The organism is Aurantimicrobium sp. INA4, assembly GCF_027924525.1.
Classification (GTDB): domain Bacteria; phylum Actinomycetota; class Actinomycetes; order Actinomycetales; family Microbacteriaceae; genus Aurantimicrobium.
In genome coordinates this window covers 656554-673032 of sequence record NZ_AP027040.1, presented here as the reverse complement: position 1 = coordinate 673032, position 16479 = coordinate 656554, and the positions used below count along the sequence as shown (strand labels likewise).

Below are 16479 nucleotides of genomic sequence, written 5' to 3'. Positions count from 1 at the left end.
AGACTAGGTGGCTTGGGCGCGTTCAGTGTGCACGCAGACTTCAGGCGTAGGCTCACGAACAAGAGTCACCGCGACTCGCCTGAAAGGCATCATCATGGCCGAGAAAAACATCAAAAAGAGCAACGGAAAAACTGCTCCAGCTAAATCTCTGAAAGAAAAGCGTGCAGACAAGAAAGATAAAGCAACCGCAAAGGCCAACTACAAAGACGTCTAATGCAAAGTGGGTTTAGTGCACACTCAAACCTGTAAACAACAAAGTGATGGCCAGCACGGCGAACACTGTTGCCACAACAAATTCCATGGAAATGGTGAAGCCCGTGGTGGTCATCACTTTTCTCATTGCTGATGCTGCAAAAACTAAGGTAACCAGCCACACTGCTGAAACCACTACGAAGATTAGGCAGAGCATGGCCAGCTGAACCGCGACATGTGAGCTCTCCCCGAGGAACTGTGGGAAGAATGCAAGGAAGAATATAAGAACTTTAGGGTTTGTGACATTAGTCAAGAAACCCAAAACAAATGGGCTAGCCTTCTGGCGCGTAACAATCCGGCCCTGATCGACAGTAATGGGTTCTCCAGCAGAGTTGCGTTTGACGAGATTTATTCCTGCACGCAGGCTCTGAACGGCGAGAAAGAGCAAATACAGTGCACCCAGTATTTTCAGCCAGAACAAAGCGCCGGGGGCTTTTGCGACAACTAAGCCAACCCCAGAAATTAAGAGCAGCGAGAGTGTTGCAATGCCGGCATAAATACCCAGCATTGTGAGAAATCCCTCTTTCTTGCCTCCGCGAAGTGTTGAGCGCAGCAACAAGAAGGTATCTGCACCAGGAGAGAGAATAATCACCAGGGCGGAAACAAGGAATGCCGGCAAAACCGACAGATCAAAAATCATGAACTAGTTTTCGAGTGCAGCACGCAAGGTTTCAACAATGATGGCGTGGTCATCTTGGTGGGGAACACCGCTGGAGAGAATTGCTCCCAGAAACTCTCCGTTGACAATCAGTGGGAATCCTCCCCCGTAGGGAACGTAGTCGGGGTTAGGCAAACCTGTTTCCACATAGAAATCTTTGCCCTGTGCAGCAAATCTTTGACCGATTAAGAAAGTGGGTTCGTGAAACTTGTACACAGTCCGTCTTTTTCTTTCAAGCCACTCATCATTTTCTGCGGAAGTTCCGGGGCAGGCATATCGGAAAACGTGTTGATCACCCAAAAACACAGAAACAGCCATTGGCCAATTTCTCTCTTCTGCCCGAGCAGCTAGGTCCATTCCGAGAGCAAGCGCATCTTCGTGAGTGAGGGATGTGAATTGCAATTGGGCAAATTGTTCTTCTAATTCAGTAACATCGGCAATGAGTGCGGGCTGTTCAACCATGAGTTCAGCCTAATGAGTTAGGTGTAACTAACGAACTGTTGCTGAACCAATAATTGCATCAACATCGATTTCAACGAGCATGTCAGGGGCAGCCAAAGCGCTCACCTCAACAGCGGTTGCGGCCGGGCGAATCTCGCCAAAGAATTCTCCGTGAACTTTGCCTACGGCATCAAAATCAGCGATGTTGGTCAGATAAATCCTGGTGCGGACAACATCACCAAAAGTTGCTCCGGCTTGTTCGAGAGCTATAGCCAGGCGTTTGAAGATTTCTCGAGTTTGAGCGGCGGGGTCGTTACCGCCAATAGCACCCTCAGGCGCACCTGCGGTTGTGCCGGCAATAAAGACAAAGTCTCCTGCGCGAACTGCTCGGGAATAGCCCACAACTGGTTCGTAAACAGATCCGGAAGAAATCAAAGTTCGTTCATATGTCATAACTCAACGATACTCATTAACAAGAAACCTCCCCTTTGCCTAAAGACAAAGGGGAGGTTGTGGTGCTTAAGTTACTTGGCAGCACCAGCAGCAGTAGCTGCCGGAACTTCTATCAAACGACCTGTCTTGACGTCGTAGATGTAGCCATAAACAGGGATTCCTGCAGGCACGAGTGGGTGAGACTTGATTCGCTGAACATCTTCAACCACGCTTTGGGCATTGTCAGAAATGGTGAGCCAGTCGATGTACTTTGCTTCTGCAGATCCAGGACCAGTTCCTACGTCATAGAAGCCTTCAGCACCCAGAGCTGCGGTTTCGAGGCTATTTGCAAGAAGCCCACGCATCACCTCGTCGGTAAAGAACTCCATTCCACAGTCGCTGTGGTGAATAACGAACCATTCTTTGGTTCCCAAGAGTTTGTAGGAAATAACGAGCGAACGAATTGCGTCGTCAGATGCACGACCACCGGCATTGCGGATGACGTGCGCGTCTCCTTCGCTGAGCCCTGCATACTTTGCTGGGTCGAGACGTGCATCCATGCAGGTAAGGATGGCGAATCCACGTGCAGGGGGAAGAGCGAGTTTACCTTTGGCGCCAAAATCAGCTACATAGGACTCGTTTGCAGCAAGAACTTCGTTGAGTACTGACATAAATCTTTACCTTTTGAATGAGGGGAATACGGAAGTTTTCTTCCGGTATTTCAAAGGTAATGATTAATGAATAAATTCGTCAGTTTTAGTTGAAATTTGACGAAATAAGTCAAGCTTCAATAACCGTAACTTCGCTCCGAGAAGTAGTTAGCAGCACTTCTTAGTTGCGTGTACCTGATGATGAATATCTTTGTGCTCAGTGGGGTCCATCGCCTCAACCTGTGCCATGAAGGCATCCAGATCTATCTTCTTTCCCCCAACCCAGGTACCCAAAACCTTGACCTGTTCAGTCAGCTTGTGAAGATCAGCTTGGTAAGGATCGAAGGAGAGTTCAGCAAAGTCAGCGAGCTTGCCCACCTCAATAGAGCCAATTTCGTGTTCGCGGCCCAGCATATGAGCTGCGTTGACTGTTTGAGCTTTGATAGCGTCATCCAAGCTAATGGCTTGATTAGCTCCGTGTACCTTGCCCGAGGCAACCTGACGTGTTGTGGTTGCCTGCCAGTTGAGCAAGGGAATGGGAGGGCTCACAGCACCATCGTTGTGGAAAGAAACAACAGCGCCTGAACGGAAAGCATCTCCTACGGCTTGCCACTGCGAACCAATTTCAGAGGGGAACATTTCACCATCGAGTTTGTCTCCCCAGTAAATGAACTGGAATGGGCTCATGGATAGTCCGACACCCAAACGAGCGGCGCGCTCGAACTGGTCTGCACGGCAAGCACCAAGGTGCTCGATACGCCAGCGGTGATCAGTACCGAGCAAGTTGTGCTTGCTCAGTGCGTGCTCATAAGCGTCAAGAACAACGTCCATGCCAACGTCACCGTTGCAGTGGAAAGCCATTTGGTAACCGCTAGGAACGAGCTTGTCCAAAATCTGGTCAAGCTGAGCGCGGGTGTAGTTCATCTCTCCTTCGCCGCCAGGACCAATCTTGATGTTAGCCGCGCGAGTCGCGTCATTGTCCAGATAAGGGAAGGATGCTGCAATAGTGCCCACCCAAGGAGAACCGTCTGCCCAAAGCTTGATTCCCTGCTTCTTGAGCCGGTTCTCAGGGATAGGCGTCTGGACTGGCTGGTCACAATCTGCCTCAGTGCTCATGTGGTAGAGCGAGATACGCAGTGGGTTGTCAGGAGTCATAGCCATGGCAATATATGCCTTCAGCTGACTTGCCTGGTATGTGTGCTCAGAGGTAGACGTGATGCCATTGGAAGCCATCAGCTTGTACCACTCTGCAATAGGAACAAGTGGATGCTGAGCAATCGCACCAAGAACAGGAGCGCCTGCAATGAGCTGGGCACCAATCTCATATGCGCGGCCGTTTGACGTGCCGTCTGCATTACGACCAAAGCTTGAACCAACTGGGTCTGCTGGAGGCTTGTTATCCACCCAACCCAAAGCTTTGATGTTTGCCGTGTTGAAGTAGGCTTCGTGGCCAGAGTTGTCGAGAACAACGACGGGTCGGTCAGGGAAAAAGACATCAAGGTCTGTGTTTGTTAGCTCGGGAGCACCGTGCAAAATACGGTCCAAACCGTTGAACAAGAGAGGAACCCCGGCAGGTGTTTCCTTCTCAAGCTTTTGAAAATGAGCTGTCACGTCTGCATAGGTTGGAAATCCAACGTAAGGAGCAATCCAGTGTGCTGGCAGTTGAGTGGAGAGACCACTGAGGGCAGGGTGGTTGTGGGGGTCGATGAGACCAGGCATCAAAACCGTGTCGCCCAGGTCTGAGACGCTGACACCGGGGTTTGCAGCCTGTACATCTGCAAGAGTGCCAACCGCAGCAATGGTTCCTTCTGCGGTATCGACTGCTACTGCTTCAGCACGAGGATTGTGGGGGTCCATCGTGATGATGGACGATGCCTTGATGATGAGATCAACAGACACGGGATTCTCCTTTGTTTTCTGCGCCACATGGTCTGGACTAAGCGTCTAAACGCAGATAACTAACTGTATTCCACAAAACTACGAAGCAACAGGGAGCAACGGCTAAATTGCTATAAAGAACCAACAGTGTGATGGATCACGCTCTATCAGCGGAGAGTGCGCATTATCTTCGCGAGAGATTTCCCCTGAGCCAGCTCGTCCACAAGCTTGTCCATGTAACGAATACTGCGCATGAGAGGATCCTGAACTTCTTGCACTTTCACTCCACAGACACTTCCGGTGATTAATGCAACGTCAGGATTTAACTGAGCATTGGCAAAGAATTCAGACAAGCTCAGGCTCGATGAAATACACCTGTCTATGCCATTGTCGTCATAACCGGTCAGCCAGGAAATAACAGAACGAAGCTCAGTTTCAGTTCTGTTCTTTTTTAGAACTTTCGTGACATAGAGCGGATACAAATCCGCAAAGGGCATTGCAAACATGCGTTGCATGTTTGCTTCTTGCCTAGAGCTCAGGGGTGCGGTTGTCATAATTCCTAAATCTCTTATTGGTGTTGAGCAACACTGTAATCAGGACAATGATTCCCAGTCCACCAATTATTCCTGGAGCCCAAAGGGCTATAGAAACCGCCATTACTCCAGTGAATAGGTCACCTAGTCGTGGCCCACCGGCAACAACGGAATAAAAGACTCCTTGAAGGCGGCCACGCATTTCATCTGGTGCTGCAGTCATCAAAATGGTGGATCGAAATATCGCAGAGACCTCATCAGAAGCACCCATACCCACAAAACACAGAGCAGCAAGCACGAGTCCAACAACACTGACCTCTGACCAGGTGTTACCCACCGGGCCAAATGCGCCCACCATTCCTGCCAGTACGACCACACCAAATAAAGCGATGAATGCGCCATAAATGGTGATGGCGCGACCAATTGCTAGACCAAAACGGTTAATTCGTGCGACAGGACCACTGAGCAAACTTGTAGAGAAAGTTCCCACGGCTGCTGCTGCCGTGAGGATCCCCACAGTAGTCGGTCCTCCCCCAATCACGGTGGCAGCAACAGCAGGGAGAACTGCATAGGGCCTACCTAAACCCATAGCAATAATGTCGAAAAGGAAACTTGTGCGGATATTCGGTGCAGAACGCAAGAAAGCAAGACCTTGCTTGATGCCATCCCATCCCTTAGCTACTGCATCGTTCAGTGGGGGAATCTTCGGCAAGGTAAAGACGCCAAAGAATCCAGCCAACATCAAGATCATGTCCACCATGAATGTCACTGTGAATCCAGACGTAGCAACAAGGACACCTGCGAGTGCTGGTCCCACCGTGTATTGAATGCCCATAGAAATACCACTGAGCGCATTAGCTTTGGGAACGTCCTCGAGCTTAAGGATTCGAGGATAGACCGCCATGCGCGCAGCACCCGAGATGATGTATGCCATAGCGCTAATGGTCGTAAAGACATAAAACGGCCACACTGCAACGCTGTCGCCATTTGCCTCGAGATTCGCATCAGCAATAGAGAGAACAACGAGACCGATCGTCGAGATGAATGAAACCGTGATGGCTCCCAGAATGACGGTTCTTCGATCTTGGCTATCAGCCAGCATTCCACCCCATGGACCAGCAAAAAGCATCGGAATAAGAGCAATGCCCCCTACAAGCCCCACCATGAATGTGTTTTGGGTGATGTCGAAGATTTGGAGACCCACCGCCATGATGGTCATTTGAGCACCAATGCCCGAAAGTCCAGCACCAATCCAAAGCCTGGCGAATGCGGGCGAAACTTTGAGCGGCGTCAGATCGACAAAGCGGCGCTTGGTTTCAGTCACGAAGGAGAGTCTAGCTTCGGCGTGAAGGACACTCAGATCAGCACTTGTTGACGTGTTGCTGCAATCAATGCCTCAAAACTTACAGTTTCTTGAGCAAGCGGGCTACAGAATTCATTGATCCACCAAGGACCGCAGGTATTCCACCCCCGGGGTGAACGGATGCTCCGACTCTCCACAACCAAGGTCGAGTCAGTGACGAATATGCCGGCCGGTGGAAGGGGCCGCCCTGCCACAGTTTCCTAGTTGCCCCGTACAGTGCTCCTCCGTCAGCACCAAAACTAGAGAAATATTTGGGGTGCAAAACGGTGTAATCCTCAATGCACTCGGCTAAGTTGCGCGGAAGCCCCATCATTAGGGAAATACGGCTGAGCTCTCGTTGAACAAACTCACTAGAGAGGTCATACTCTTTCCCATCTGAGGGGGCAGTGAGTAACAGTGCAGCAGTTGCCTTGGTGTTGGGATAAATATGACCTGGCTTGTAGTAGTTCACAAAGGCCATGGTTTCTTCTGGAAGTTCTCGCCTATCCAATGCCTCATGGAGTTGAGCTGGGTTGCTGGGCATAATCACCGAATGAGTGACGGTTGACTCCGGCAGCGGCTCGTCCAGCACAGCAAAGACAGCAATCCCTGAGCAGGAAACTTTCTCATTTTGTGGAATCTTTTTTCCAAGAAGTGCGTCGATAACTTGGGCATCAGCGGCACCGATGATGACATCTGCGTCATAGATACCGTTTTCTGTGGTGACGCGTCCTCGAGCAATAGAGGTGACAGGCACATCGGTAATTATCTGGGCGCCAGCTGCTGTGGCCATCCGCGAGAGCGCTAGAGCTATTTCATAGACTCCCCCACGTGGAACGAAAATACCTTCCCGCGCCATGACTGCCGGCATCGTGGCATACAGCGCCAAAGTGCGTTCCGGCGAAATTCCTGCATTCAACGTATGGATTGCAATAACTTCTTTGAGTTCTTCTGGCATCCAATCCAAACTGGAAAGATACGAGCTTGTTGAAATATGTCTTCCATAGTTTTTGAGCAGGGCATTCACTGCTGGAAGCGTGCTGGGATCAAACGGGTCAGAAACGAGAAGTTTGACCATTTCGGGACTGAGCCCTCCATGAATCTCATCAAACCTCTTCCATGCTGGATACCAGTGGTGATCTCGTTCGACGGGAAGATTCACCACTTCATCACGAAAGAAATACGTCCCCACCTCAGGAAGTCTCTCTAACTCAAGGTTGGCTATTTCTGCTGCGGGTGTTCCAGGACCCATGCTGTCATAACGAGCAAAGAGTTCTTCCAATACTGCGGGGAAAGTGACGAGCGAAGGGCCGGTGTCGATGCGTTGACCGGCAACCTCAATGCGCCGAGATTTTCCACCAATCCATGAGTTTCTCTCCAGAACAGTGACGTAGTGGCCTGCTTTAGCAAGCAGTGCTGCCGCACTGAGTCCACCGAGGCCAGCGCCTACGATAACAATCTTTTTCTTCTCTGCTGATTTCACGGTTGATATAAACCAAAGAAAATAGCCAGAACGAGTTGAACCCCCGCTACAGCACCCACGATGTAAGGGTAAGCAACCGAGTATTTGTATACCCGCTTGGCATTCTCAGGGGAATCATTTTGAGTAATCAGCCACACTAACCATGCTGCATAACCGGCGTTGGCTAGCGCTAAAGGAATATTAATGACCGCAAAGAACACGGATGAAACTGCCCACCAGATAGAGACCCACCAGAGTGAGCCTTTGGTACCCAGTAATACAGCAGTGGTTTTGATTCCCACATACTTGTCTTCTTCGATGTCTTGGATGGCGTCATAGGTGTGCTTGGCAAGAGACCAGGCCATCAAACCCCACACTGCCATCCAGATGGGCTCAAAACCCAAAGCTAACGGGACAAAGGCGAGAGGGAAGGCATAGTCAGCATTGCTGAGCGAATCTAAGAATGGCCTGCCTTTGAAGCGAAGAGGTGGCGAAGAATAGAAGTAGAAGAAAAGTGTGTATGCCCAAATCCAGGCGTTTGTTTGCCACGAATAGCTGAGACCAAAGAAAACCAAAAAGGGAACGTTGGTAAGAATTACTCCCCAGAAAATCCAGGGAACTTCCTTCGGGTAAATCTTTGCGCCGCCATATCCACCTTTGCGGATATTGATGTTGTCAGTCTCTTGATCAAAAATGTCGTTGATGCCGTAAATCAAGAGATTAAACGGAAGCGTGACCCACAGCAGAAGCCAAATAATGTCCCACGTCCACAGCTGGCCCGTGAGCCACATGGCCATGACTGTGGTCCCAATGGTGTTGACCCACAACACGGGGCGGGAGATAGTCAGAAGGCGTGAGAGCACCCCTCCACTCTAGCCCTCGATTTTTATGAGCCAGAGGCCCATATGAACACCGAGTTTGTATCAGAAAGGAGGCGCTTGATGGTCTGGCCAGTTGGATTAATGAAAAACGACCGACAATTGCCGGTCGTTTTTTATGGTCGGGCTGACAGGATTTGAACCTGCGACCCCTTGACCCCCAGTCAAGTGCGCTACCAAGCTGCGCCACAGCCCGTGATCTCGACGTTTTCACGACAAGACAACTTGTTTATCCTACCGGTTCTGCAGACGTGCATGTGCAAGGTCTATTGAGAACGTTGTAACTTCTGAACAGGCTTGACCCACAGTGGGGTTGTCCATAAAAGCATCAATGCCCAAAGCCCAATGTTGGCGAATACAGTGGCAATAACAATTGCTACAGCCAACAGCACAACAATGATTTGAGAGCCGATGTAACCGCGGATATATACCGTTCCCGGCGTCAAGAGATCTTTGTGATTCTGAACGTAAACCTTCATGGCCAACTGAACAATCGCCAAGAACAGCATGGTTCCCATATAGATGGTTGTTGCCCAGCCAGCAGGTCCATTGGAATCAACAATGAGTGCAGTGGGGAATGGAATGAAAACAATTCCAAATAACCACAAGGTATTCAAGAGCATGATGCGTCTGTCAACCTGCTGGAGCTGTTCGAAGAAGGTGTGGTGCAGGAACCAATAGTAGGCAATGACTGCAAAGCTCAAGACAAAGACGTAAACCTGTGCACCAATTCCGGCCAGGAAGTGATTCACATTACCGTGCCCAATAGTGCTGGCCTCGTCCACCAGGGGTAACACCAAAATAGTGATGGCGATTGCCACAACAGCGTCAGAAAAGTTGACGAGTCGATCAAAACCGCGAGAACTAGCCATACAGGTACTTTAGCTTCCTAGATGAGCGTCAATGCGTTCGCGAAGCGTAGGCCACGAAGCGGCAAATCCTGGGTGAAGATCAAAGGAGTCGACGAGGTCGAACCCCACCCACGCAAGAGCTTCACTTTCGGAATCCCCCATTACCGGTTCAAAAACTTCTGAGGCCTGGACCACAACAGTGGTATAGCTCCAGAAACCGAGATCTTTGACGTGGGAGAACATGACGATAACTTTGTCCGCAGGGACTCCGGCTTCTTCATCTGCTTCGCGCAAAGCTCCTGCAACGGCTTCTTCACCCTGTCGGATTGCACCACCAGGGATTCCCCACGTTCCGCCGTGGTGAGACCACTCTGCCCGGTGTTGTAGCAGGACTCCTGCTTCCGGATGGAATACCAGTAGGCCTGCTGCTCCAAATGCACCCCAATACTTGGTGCCGTCTGGTCCCACCGCCCACGCATCACCGGGGTCACGTAAATGCGGCGGTGGGAGGTGTGGCGGGATTTTGCCCATGTGTGAAGGCTATCGCTTCCGCTTCTCGCGCACACGCATGTTGATGTTGATGGGAGAACCTTCAAAACCATAAATTTCACGCAGGCGACGTTGGATGTAACGACGATAGCCGGGGTCCAAAAAGCCGGTGGTGAAGAGCACGAAGGTTGGCGGACGAGTCGAAGACTGCGTTCCGAAAAGAATACGTGGCTGCTTTCCACCACGAAGTGGGTGGGGATGTGCTGCGGTGAGCTCTGCTAAGAAGGCGTTGAACTTTCCGGTAGGAATACGGGTATCCCATGACTCAAGCGCACGCTCGAGAGCTGGAACCAGCTTCTCCATGTGACGACCGGTACGAGCAGAAATGTTGACACGTGGCGCCCAGGCCACGTGTGCCAAATCCTGTTCAATTTCACGCTCAAGGTAACGGCGACGATCATCATCGAGCATGTCCCACTTGTTGAATGCGAGAACAAGTGCCCTACCTGACTCAAGCACCAAGTCAATGATGCGAACATCTTGCTCAGAGATCGGCTCAGTAACGTCAATCATGACAACAGCAACTTCAGCTTTTTCCAATGCAGCGCTAGTGCGCAACGTTGCATAGAAGTCGGCACCCTGCTGAAGGTGAACACGGCGGCGAATACCGGCAGTGTCGACAAAACGCCACACCTTGCCCGCAATCTCTACCTGCTCATCCACAGGATCACGTGTAGTTCCCGCGAGGTCATTAACAACCACACGTTCTTCACCGGCAGCCTTGTTGAGCAGTGAGGACTTGCCCACGTTAGGGCGACCAAGAATGGCCACACGGCGAGGGCCACCAACTTCTTGCTTAGCTACCGCAGAAACTTCGGGAAGCTGAGGGATGACCAGATCGAGAAGGTCAGCAACACCACGTCCGTGGAGTGCAGAAACAGGGTGTGGCTCCCCCAGACCAAGAGACCACAGGTTAGCAATGTTGGGTTCTTGACGAGCATCATCTACCTTGTTTGCCAACAAGTAGACAGGCTTCTTGGTCTTACGGAGAAGCTTCACAACGTGCTCATCTGTGGCTGTTGCTCCGACGTTGCCGTCAACAACAAACAAAACAGCATCGGAGAGGTCAATGGCGACTTCAGCCTGTGCGGCTACAGACGCGTTGATTCCCTTGGCATCTGGTTCCCAGCCGCCGGTATCCACCAGAGTGAACTGGCGTTCCATCCATTCGGCTTTGTAGGAGACACGGTCACGAGTCACACCTGGGGTGTCTTCCACGACTGCTTCACGGCGACCAATGATTCTGTTGACTAAGGCAGACTTTCCCACATTGGGACGTCCCACCACTGCCAACACGGGAAGTGCTGGCAGGTATGTGATCTGGTCTGGATCTTCAGTGGCTGCATCAAGCAGCTCAAAGTCTTCCTCGTCGAGGTCGTAGTCATCCAAGCCAGCGCGCAGCGAAGCTGCGCGGGCAATGGCAAGTTCTTCGTCGAGATCTTCTAGGCGCTCAGAAAGCTGCTCGAGTTCGTTTTCTTCGTCGAACACATCCTCGTCACCGGGGGTGAGGTTCTCAGCCATAATTTTCTCCTTCGCCTGCGCCTATGCCGTGCGCGAGCGAATAACTTCAACGACCGCATCAATCGTCTGCTCATAGGAGAAGTCGGTTGAATCAACGGTCACAACGCCATCAGCGGCGGTCATGAAGTCAGATACTCGCGAGTCGGCTGCATCTCTGGCACGCAGTGCAGACGCCGTTTGATCTTGCGATTGCTGCGGAAGTTCCGCAGAGCGCCTTGCCATTCTAGCTTCTTCGCTGGCTGTCAGCAGGATTCGTACCGGTGCATCCGGGGCAACAACTGTGGTGATGTCGCGACCTTCGGCAATAATTCCGGGCTTGTCTGTGGTGGCCATGATGTGGCGGAAGAGGTCTCCCAAGTATTGGCGTACTACAGGAATCTTGGCCACTTTGCTCACCACATCTGTGATGCGGGGCTCCCGAATAGCATCTGTTATGTCTTCTTCATTGACACGAACGAAGTATTCATCGGGGTTTGTACTGATGACGTAACCGAAGTCGTTCAACGATTCAATCACTGCAGCTTCATCCGCTGGATCGACGGTTTCATTGAGGACATGCCATGCCACAGCACGATAAGCAGCGCCTGTGTCAAGGTAGGCGTAGCCCAGTGTGCGCGCCGCTGCTTTCGAAACTGATGATTTACCACTACCGGCGGGCCCATCTATGGCAACAACGATAGGTGCGCTCAATAGGCCACTCTCCAGTCACGTTTGGTCAATTCTGCAATGAGAGTTTCCCTCACCTCGGGAACGACAGAAAATTCGACCATACCCATCTGCGCACCTTCGGCATGTTCAAGACGGAGATCTTCCAAGTTGATGTTGAGCTCTCCGAGTTCTGTGAGCAACTGTGCAAGTTGACCTGGACGGTCATCAATGAGAACAACAATCTGGGCATAGCGACGGTTTTGTCCGTGCTTGCCGGGAAGCCTTGCGACTCCGGCATTGCCGGCTGCCATTTCTTCGGCAATGACCTTGCGCGCTCCGGGTGCATCGACATCTCTCAGAGCCTCAGTGACGCTTTGAAGGTCTTTTTGCAAGTTTTCGAGCACTCCTACGATGGAGTCCTTATTTGCTCCCAAAATTTGAATCCACAGCTCAGGTGAGCTGGCAGCGATGCGTGTCACATCACGCACACCCTGGCCAGCTAACCGAACTGCTTCATCTGAAGCACCCTCAAGTTGCTTCGCCATCAGGCTGGAGACAATCTGAGGAACATGAGAAACCAAGCCCACTGCCTCGTCATGAGCCTCTGGAGTCATTTCGATGGGCACAGCACCTAAGTCGAGAACTAAGTCTTCAACAAGCGCAAGAGCCCAGGCGGGAGTTTCCTCATCGCGGCAGACAACCCAGGGACGACCCAAGAAGAGATCTCCACGTGCAGAAATGGCTCCGCCACGTTCTCGGCCGGCAAGTGGGTGCCCACCCACGTAGTGGGTGATGTCCACTCCCCTGGCCTGAAGCTGGTGCAGTGGTGCCAGCTTCACACTAGCCACATCGGTGACTACTGCGTTAGGGAATGCCTTAAGTTCTGCCTCAATGACATCTGCGGTGACATCGGGGGGAACACACACCACAATGATTTTGGGCTGGTCATCTGCGTGAGCCGGACGTCCAGCACCTAGGTCTGTGGCGAGATGCACTGAACTCGGTGAGGCATCGGCGAGCGCGACATCAATCCCTTGCGAGCGCAATGCAAGACCGATACTGGCTCCAAGAAGGCCAGTTCCGACGATACGGACTTGCGCATTCAGGCGCACGGCGTTGGTATCTGACATTAGTTGTCTTCTCCTTCGCTCATATCGTCATTGTCGATTTCGGTGTATTCGGGTAGTTCTTCCGTGTTGGAGCGCGAAAGCGCAAGCACTGCCCCTAGTTCAACTTTAGTGAGGTCTCTCATCTGCCCTACCGGTAGCGTGCCAAGGTGCAGGGGACCAAAAGCACGTCGCACCAACTCCAGTACGGGGTGGCCTACTTCTTTGAGCATGCGGCGAACAATTCGATTTCGCCCCGAGTGCAGGGTGATTTCAACGAGTGAGGTGTCTCCGTTATGCGAAACAGAGAGTAATCGTGCCTTATCGGCTTGGATGAATCCATCGCTGAGTTCAAAACCTGTAGTGAGCTTGGAGAGTGTTTGTGGTGTGACTTTCCCTCTTACCTTGGCAATGTAGGTCTTTTGCACTCCGAAGGAGGGATGAGCCAGCACGTGGGCTAGATCTCCGTCATTGGTGAGAATGAGTAGACCGCTGGTGTCTTGATCTAAGCGCCCGACATAGAACAGGCGTTCTTCGTAGTGCTTGGTGAAATCTGAGAGGTCTGGTCTTCCACGGTCGTCTGCCATGGAGCTGACGACACCGACGGGCTTGTTCAAGATGAGGTAACGCTTGGAGGTGTCTACTTGGACGGGAATACCGTCCACGGTCACTTCATCCACTTCGGGGTCAACACGTAAACCGGGTTCGGTCACGAGTTTGCCGTTGACGGCTACACGGCCTTGGGCAATCATGTTCTCGGCAACCCTGCGTGAGGCTACCCCTGCTGCCGCCATGACCTTCTGAATTCTCACCCCTTGGGGTGCAGCTTCAGCATTCCAGTCTTCTATGGGTGGACGGTCAGCGTTTTTGAACCCTTCGGGTAAAGGATCACCACTACGAAGCGTCGACATCGAAGCCTTCCTGGCCATCTGGCAGCAGTGGAGAAATGAGCGGGAGTTCATCTAAAGAGTTGATTCCCAGCTGCTGCAACAGCAGGTCACTGGTGCCATAGAGGATGGCACCAGTCTCTGCATCACTGGAGACTTCAGTAATGAGTCCTCGGCTAAGCAGTGTTCGAACTACCGAGTCAACGTTGACAGCACGTATCTGAGCAATTTGCCCACGGCTAATGGGTTGTTTGTAGGCAATAACAGCCAAAGTCTCTAGTGCTGCTTGAGAGAGCTTGGTGGGGTTTTGGGTAAGAACAAAGTCCGCTACAACGTGATCGTATGTTTCGCGGACATATATGCGCCATCCGCCGCCAACTTCGCGCAGTTCAAAACCGCGTTCAATGGTTCCGTTGGTGCCGTTGTAGTCGTTCACGAGGTTTTCAATGGCTTGCTTGACGGCTTTAACCGGCACGCTCATGGCAGAGGCAATCGAGACGACTGATTGTGGCTCGTCTGCAACCATCAAGATGGCTTCTATGGCGCGTTCAACATCCACAGGGGCATGTTCTGCCACAGTTGCATCCACTACGTCATCTAGGGTGACCTCGGCGGCGGTTTCTGCATTATCGGTCATAATCGGCCCCCAAATTGGCGAGGTTGTCATCGGACCAGTTGCTGGCGGTCCACTCAATGGTGAGATCACCCAAGGGTTCATCCTGGGCAAAAGAAATAGCTGCGTGGCGGTAGAGCTCCAGCACCGCAAGGAACCTCGCCACGATCACGCCAGCAACGGCTGCATCTGCAACCAGTTCACGGAACGTCATCGGTTTTCCTGAGCGCAGTTTGGTCACGACGGTGGCGGCCTGTTCACGGATACTGACCAGTGGAGCATGCAGGTGGTCAAGACCGACCACGGGAATCTCCCGCGGCGCCATGGCCAACATGGCCAACGCCGCGAAATCTTCCTTACTCGTGTTCCAAATTAGTTCAGGAACCTGCTTGCGGAAGCGATCTTCAAGACGAACGGTGCGCACATGACGGGTTGATTCAGTATCTAACTGTTCTGAGAACCACTGAGCGACATCTTTGAAAGCACGGTATTGCAGCAATCGAGCAAAGAGCAGGTCACGAGCTTCGAACAGTGCCGCATCTTCAGCGTCAACAACTTCGCCTTGAGGAAGCAACCCAGCAACTTTGAGATCAAGCAACGTCGCAGCAATAACGAGGAATTCTGTGGCGGCGTCGAGTTCTTTCTCCAGATCGAGGGTGTTGAGGTACTGGATGAACTCATCCGTGACGACACTGAGAGAAATCTCAGTGATATCAAGTTCATGCTTAGAGATGAGGTTCAACAACAGGTCAAAAGGACCTTCAAACTCCCCTACAGCAACACGGAAACCGCCGTCGGCACCCTCAACTGGAGTGTCAACAGCGTCAGTGGTGGGCTCGCTAAGCGACGACACCGCGTTCGATCAATTCACGAGCAAGCTGACGATAAGCCTTAGCCGAGGCATGGTCAGGCGCAAACTCAGTAATGGGAACTCCCGCGACGGAGGCATCTGGGAACTTCACGGTACGACCAATAACGGTGTCGGTGACTTTGTCGCCGAAGGTCTCCACCACGCGCTCCATGACCTCTTGCGAGTGCAAGGTTCGAGGGTCATACATGGTCGGAATAATTGCATCAAGTTCAATAGCTGGGTTGAGGCGCTCTTTGACCTTGTCAATGGTCTCAATCAGCAATGCAACACCACGCAGGGCAAAGAACTCGGTGGCCAAAGGAATGATGACGCCGTGTGCAGCGGTGAGCGCATTTACCGTGAGAAGGCCCAGTGAAGGTTGGCAGTCAATGAAGATAACGTCATAGTCGTTCTTCACTTGACGAAGCACACCGGCAAGAATCTGCTCGCGAGCAACCTCGTTGATGAGGTGGACTTCTGCAGCAGAAAGATCAATGTTGGCAGGAATCACATCAAGGTTAGGAACCTTCGAGTGTTGAATTGCCGACTTCGTGTCCTTGACCGATCCACGCATAAGGTCGTAGATGGTGGGAACGTCGTGGGTTTGAATCGCCAAACCAGCAGAAAGTGCACCCTGAGGGTCGAAATCCACTGCCAGCACTTTACGGCCGTATTCGGCCAGCGCAGCAGCTAAATTGATGCTCGTCGTGGTCTTTCCAACCCCACCTTTTTGGTTCGACATTGAAATGATGCGAGCAGGGCCGTGAGAGGTGAGAGGTGCCGGGACTGGGAAGTCTTTCAAGGGACGTCCAGTTGGGCCGACCTTCACGCCGTTCTTGTACGTAACCACTCGAGTGTCCCCACTGTGAGATTGAGCAAAAATCACGAAACTCGATGAGTACACCCACGCTGTCTCGTGCTGTTTAGT

General features: G+C 51.9%; 18 protein-coding genes and 1 tRNA gene. All 19 read right to left on the bottom strand.

Going from position 1 to position 16479, the window contains the following annotated elements; all coding sequences use genetic code 11:
- Window positions 1-226 precede the first annotated feature (226 nt).
- Window positions 227-892, bottom strand: a complete 666-nt coding sequence (locus AINA4_RS03395) for a LysE family translocator (RefSeq protein ID WP_281787527.1) — start codon at window positions 890-892, stop codon at window positions 227-229.
- A 3-nt stretch (window positions 893-895) separates the two neighbouring features.
- Window positions 896-1372 (bottom strand): heme-binding protein, encoded by a 477-nt coding sequence (locus AINA4_RS03390; protein WP_281787526.1) that lies wholly within the window; start codon window positions 1370-1372, stop codon window positions 896-898.
- Between the two features lie 27 nt (window positions 1373-1399).
- A complete protein-coding gene (locus AINA4_RS03385) occupies window positions 1400-1804 on the bottom strand; it encodes a RidA family protein (protein ID WP_281787525.1) in 405 nt (134 codons plus the stop codon).
- 71 nt (window positions 1805-1875) lie between these two features.
- Window positions 1876-2454 (bottom strand): carbonic anhydrase, encoded by a 579-nt coding sequence (locus tag AINA4_RS03380; RefSeq protein WP_281787524.1) that lies wholly within the window; start codon window positions 2452-2454, stop codon window positions 1876-1878.
- A gap of 147 nt (window positions 2455-2601) precedes the next feature.
- Entirely contained in the window at window positions 2602-4332 is a 1731-nt protein-coding gene (locus tag AINA4_RS03375) for an amidohydrolase family protein (RefSeq protein WP_281787523.1), read from the bottom strand.
- Between the two features lie 146 nt (window positions 4333-4478).
- Entirely contained in the window at window positions 4479-4865 is a 387-nt protein-coding gene (locus AINA4_RS03370) for a DUF2200 domain-containing protein (RefSeq protein ID WP_348773307.1), read from the bottom strand.
- On the bottom strand, window positions 4840-6168 hold the full coding sequence (locus AINA4_RS03365; RefSeq protein ID WP_281787522.1) for an MFS transporter: 1329 nt from the start codon (window positions 6166-6168) through the stop codon (window positions 4840-4842). Before AINA4_RS03365 ends, AINA4_RS03370 begins: the two co-directional genes overlap by 26 nt.
- A 79-nt stretch (window positions 6169-6247) precedes the next feature.
- Complete coding sequence (locus tag AINA4_RS03360) at window positions 6248-7669, bottom strand: NAD(P)/FAD-dependent oxidoreductase (RefSeq protein ID WP_281787521.1); 1422 nt, start codon at window positions 7667-7669, stop codon at window positions 6248-6250.
- A complete protein-coding gene (locus tag AINA4_RS03355; RefSeq protein ID WP_281787520.1) occupies window positions 7666-8511 on the bottom strand; it encodes a UbiA family prenyltransferase in 846 nt (281 codons plus the stop codon). The genes AINA4_RS03360 and AINA4_RS03355 overlap by 4 nt, the downstream gene beginning before the upstream one ends.
- Before the next feature lie 134 nt (window positions 8512-8645).
- Window positions 8646-8722 (bottom strand) — tRNA-Pro (locus AINA4_RS03350).
- Between the two features lie 70 nt (window positions 8723-8792).
- The gene (locus AINA4_RS03345) at window positions 8793-9398 is read right to left on the bottom strand and encodes a TMEM175 family protein (protein ID WP_281787519.1); all 606 of its coding nucleotides are present in this window, start codon (window positions 9396-9398) and stop codon (window positions 8793-8795) included.
- A gap of 9 nt (window positions 9399-9407) precedes the next feature.
- Complete coding sequence (locus AINA4_RS03340; protein WP_281787518.1) at window positions 9408-9908, bottom strand: NUDIX domain-containing protein; 501 nt, start codon at window positions 9906-9908, stop codon at window positions 9408-9410.
- A gap of 9 nt (window positions 9909-9917) precedes the next feature.
- Complete coding sequence (der, locus tag AINA4_RS03335; protein WP_281787517.1) at window positions 9918-11447, bottom strand: ribosome biogenesis GTPase Der; 1530 nt, start codon at window positions 11445-11447, stop codon at window positions 9918-9920.
- A 21-nt stretch (window positions 11448-11468) separates the two neighbouring features.
- Window positions 11469-12137 (bottom strand): (d)CMP kinase, encoded by a 669-nt coding sequence (cmk, locus tag AINA4_RS03330; RefSeq protein ID WP_281787516.1) that lies wholly within the window; start codon window positions 12135-12137, stop codon window positions 11469-11471.
- Entirely contained in the window at window positions 12134-13225 is a 1092-nt protein-coding gene (locus AINA4_RS03325; RefSeq protein ID WP_281787515.1) for a prephenate dehydrogenase, read from the bottom strand. Before AINA4_RS03325 ends, cmk begins: the two co-directional genes overlap by 4 nt.
- On the bottom strand, window positions 13225-14112 hold the full coding sequence (locus tag AINA4_RS03320; RefSeq protein WP_281787514.1) for a pseudouridine synthase: 888 nt from the start codon (window positions 14110-14112) through the stop codon (window positions 13225-13227). Before AINA4_RS03320 ends, AINA4_RS03325 begins: the two co-directional genes overlap by 1 nt.
- Window positions 14096-14725, bottom strand: coding sequence for an SMC-Scp complex subunit ScpB (gene scpB / locus AINA4_RS03315; protein ID WP_281787513.1), 630 nt, complete (start codon window positions 14723-14725; stop codon window positions 14096-14098). The genes AINA4_RS03320 and scpB overlap by 17 nt, the downstream gene beginning before the upstream one ends.
- Window positions 14715-15554, bottom strand: coding sequence for a segregation/condensation protein A (locus tag AINA4_RS03310; RefSeq protein ID WP_281787512.1), 840 nt, complete (start codon window positions 15552-15554; stop codon window positions 14715-14717). The genes scpB and AINA4_RS03310 overlap by 11 nt, the downstream gene beginning before the upstream one ends.
- Complete coding sequence (locus AINA4_RS03305; protein ID WP_231951828.1) at window positions 15541-16401, bottom strand: ParA family protein; 861 nt, start codon at window positions 16399-16401, stop codon at window positions 15541-15543. Before AINA4_RS03305 ends, AINA4_RS03310 begins: the two co-directional genes overlap by 14 nt.
- Window positions 16402-16479: the final 78 nt, after the last annotated feature.

What these genes read in the sequence shown, in the direction of transcription:
- AINA4_RS03345 (WP_281787519.1), bottom strand. Translation starts at nt 9,398, where the DNA reads ATGGCTAGTTCTCGCGGTTTTGATCGACTCGTCAACTTTTCTGACGCT.
- AINA4_RS03340 (WP_281787518.1), bottom strand. Translation starts at nt 9,908, where the DNA reads ATGGGCAAAATCCCGCCACACCTCCCACCGCCGCATTTACGTGACCCC.
- scpB (WP_281787513.1), bottom strand. Translation starts at nt 14,725, where the DNA reads ATGACCGATAATGCAGAAACCGCCGCCGAGGTCACCCTAGATGACGTA.
- AINA4_RS03325 (WP_281787515.1), bottom strand. Translation starts at nt 13,225, where the DNA reads ATGTCAGATACCAACGCCGTGCGCCTGAATGCGCAAGTCCGTATCGTC.
- AINA4_RS03380 (WP_281787524.1), bottom strand. Translation starts at nt 2,454, where the DNA reads ATGTCAGTACTCAACGAAGTTCTTGCTGCAAACGAGTCCTATGTAGCT.
- AINA4_RS03395 (WP_281787527.1), bottom strand. Translation starts at nt 892, where the DNA reads ATGATTTTTGATCTGTCGGTTTTGCCGGCATTCCTTGTTTCCGCCCTG.
- der (WP_281787517.1), bottom strand. Translation starts at nt 11,447, where the DNA reads ATGGCTGAGAACCTCACCCCCGGTGACGAGGATGTGTTCGACGAAGAA.
- AINA4_RS03320 (WP_281787514.1), bottom strand. Translation starts at nt 14,112, where the DNA reads ATGTCGACGCTTCGTAGTGGTGATCCTTTACCCGAAGGGTTCAAAAAC.
- AINA4_RS03370 (WP_348773307.1), bottom strand. Translation starts at nt 4,865, where the DNA reads ATGACAACCGCACCCCTGAGCTCTAGGCAAGAAGCAAACATGCAACGC.
- AINA4_RS03385 (WP_281787525.1), bottom strand. Translation starts at nt 1,804, where the DNA reads ATGACATATGAACGAACTTTGATTTCTTCCGGATCTGTTTACGAACCA.
- AINA4_RS03390 (WP_281787526.1), bottom strand. Translation starts at nt 1,372, where the DNA reads ATGGTTGAACAGCCCGCACTCATTGCCGATGTTACTGAATTAGAAGAA.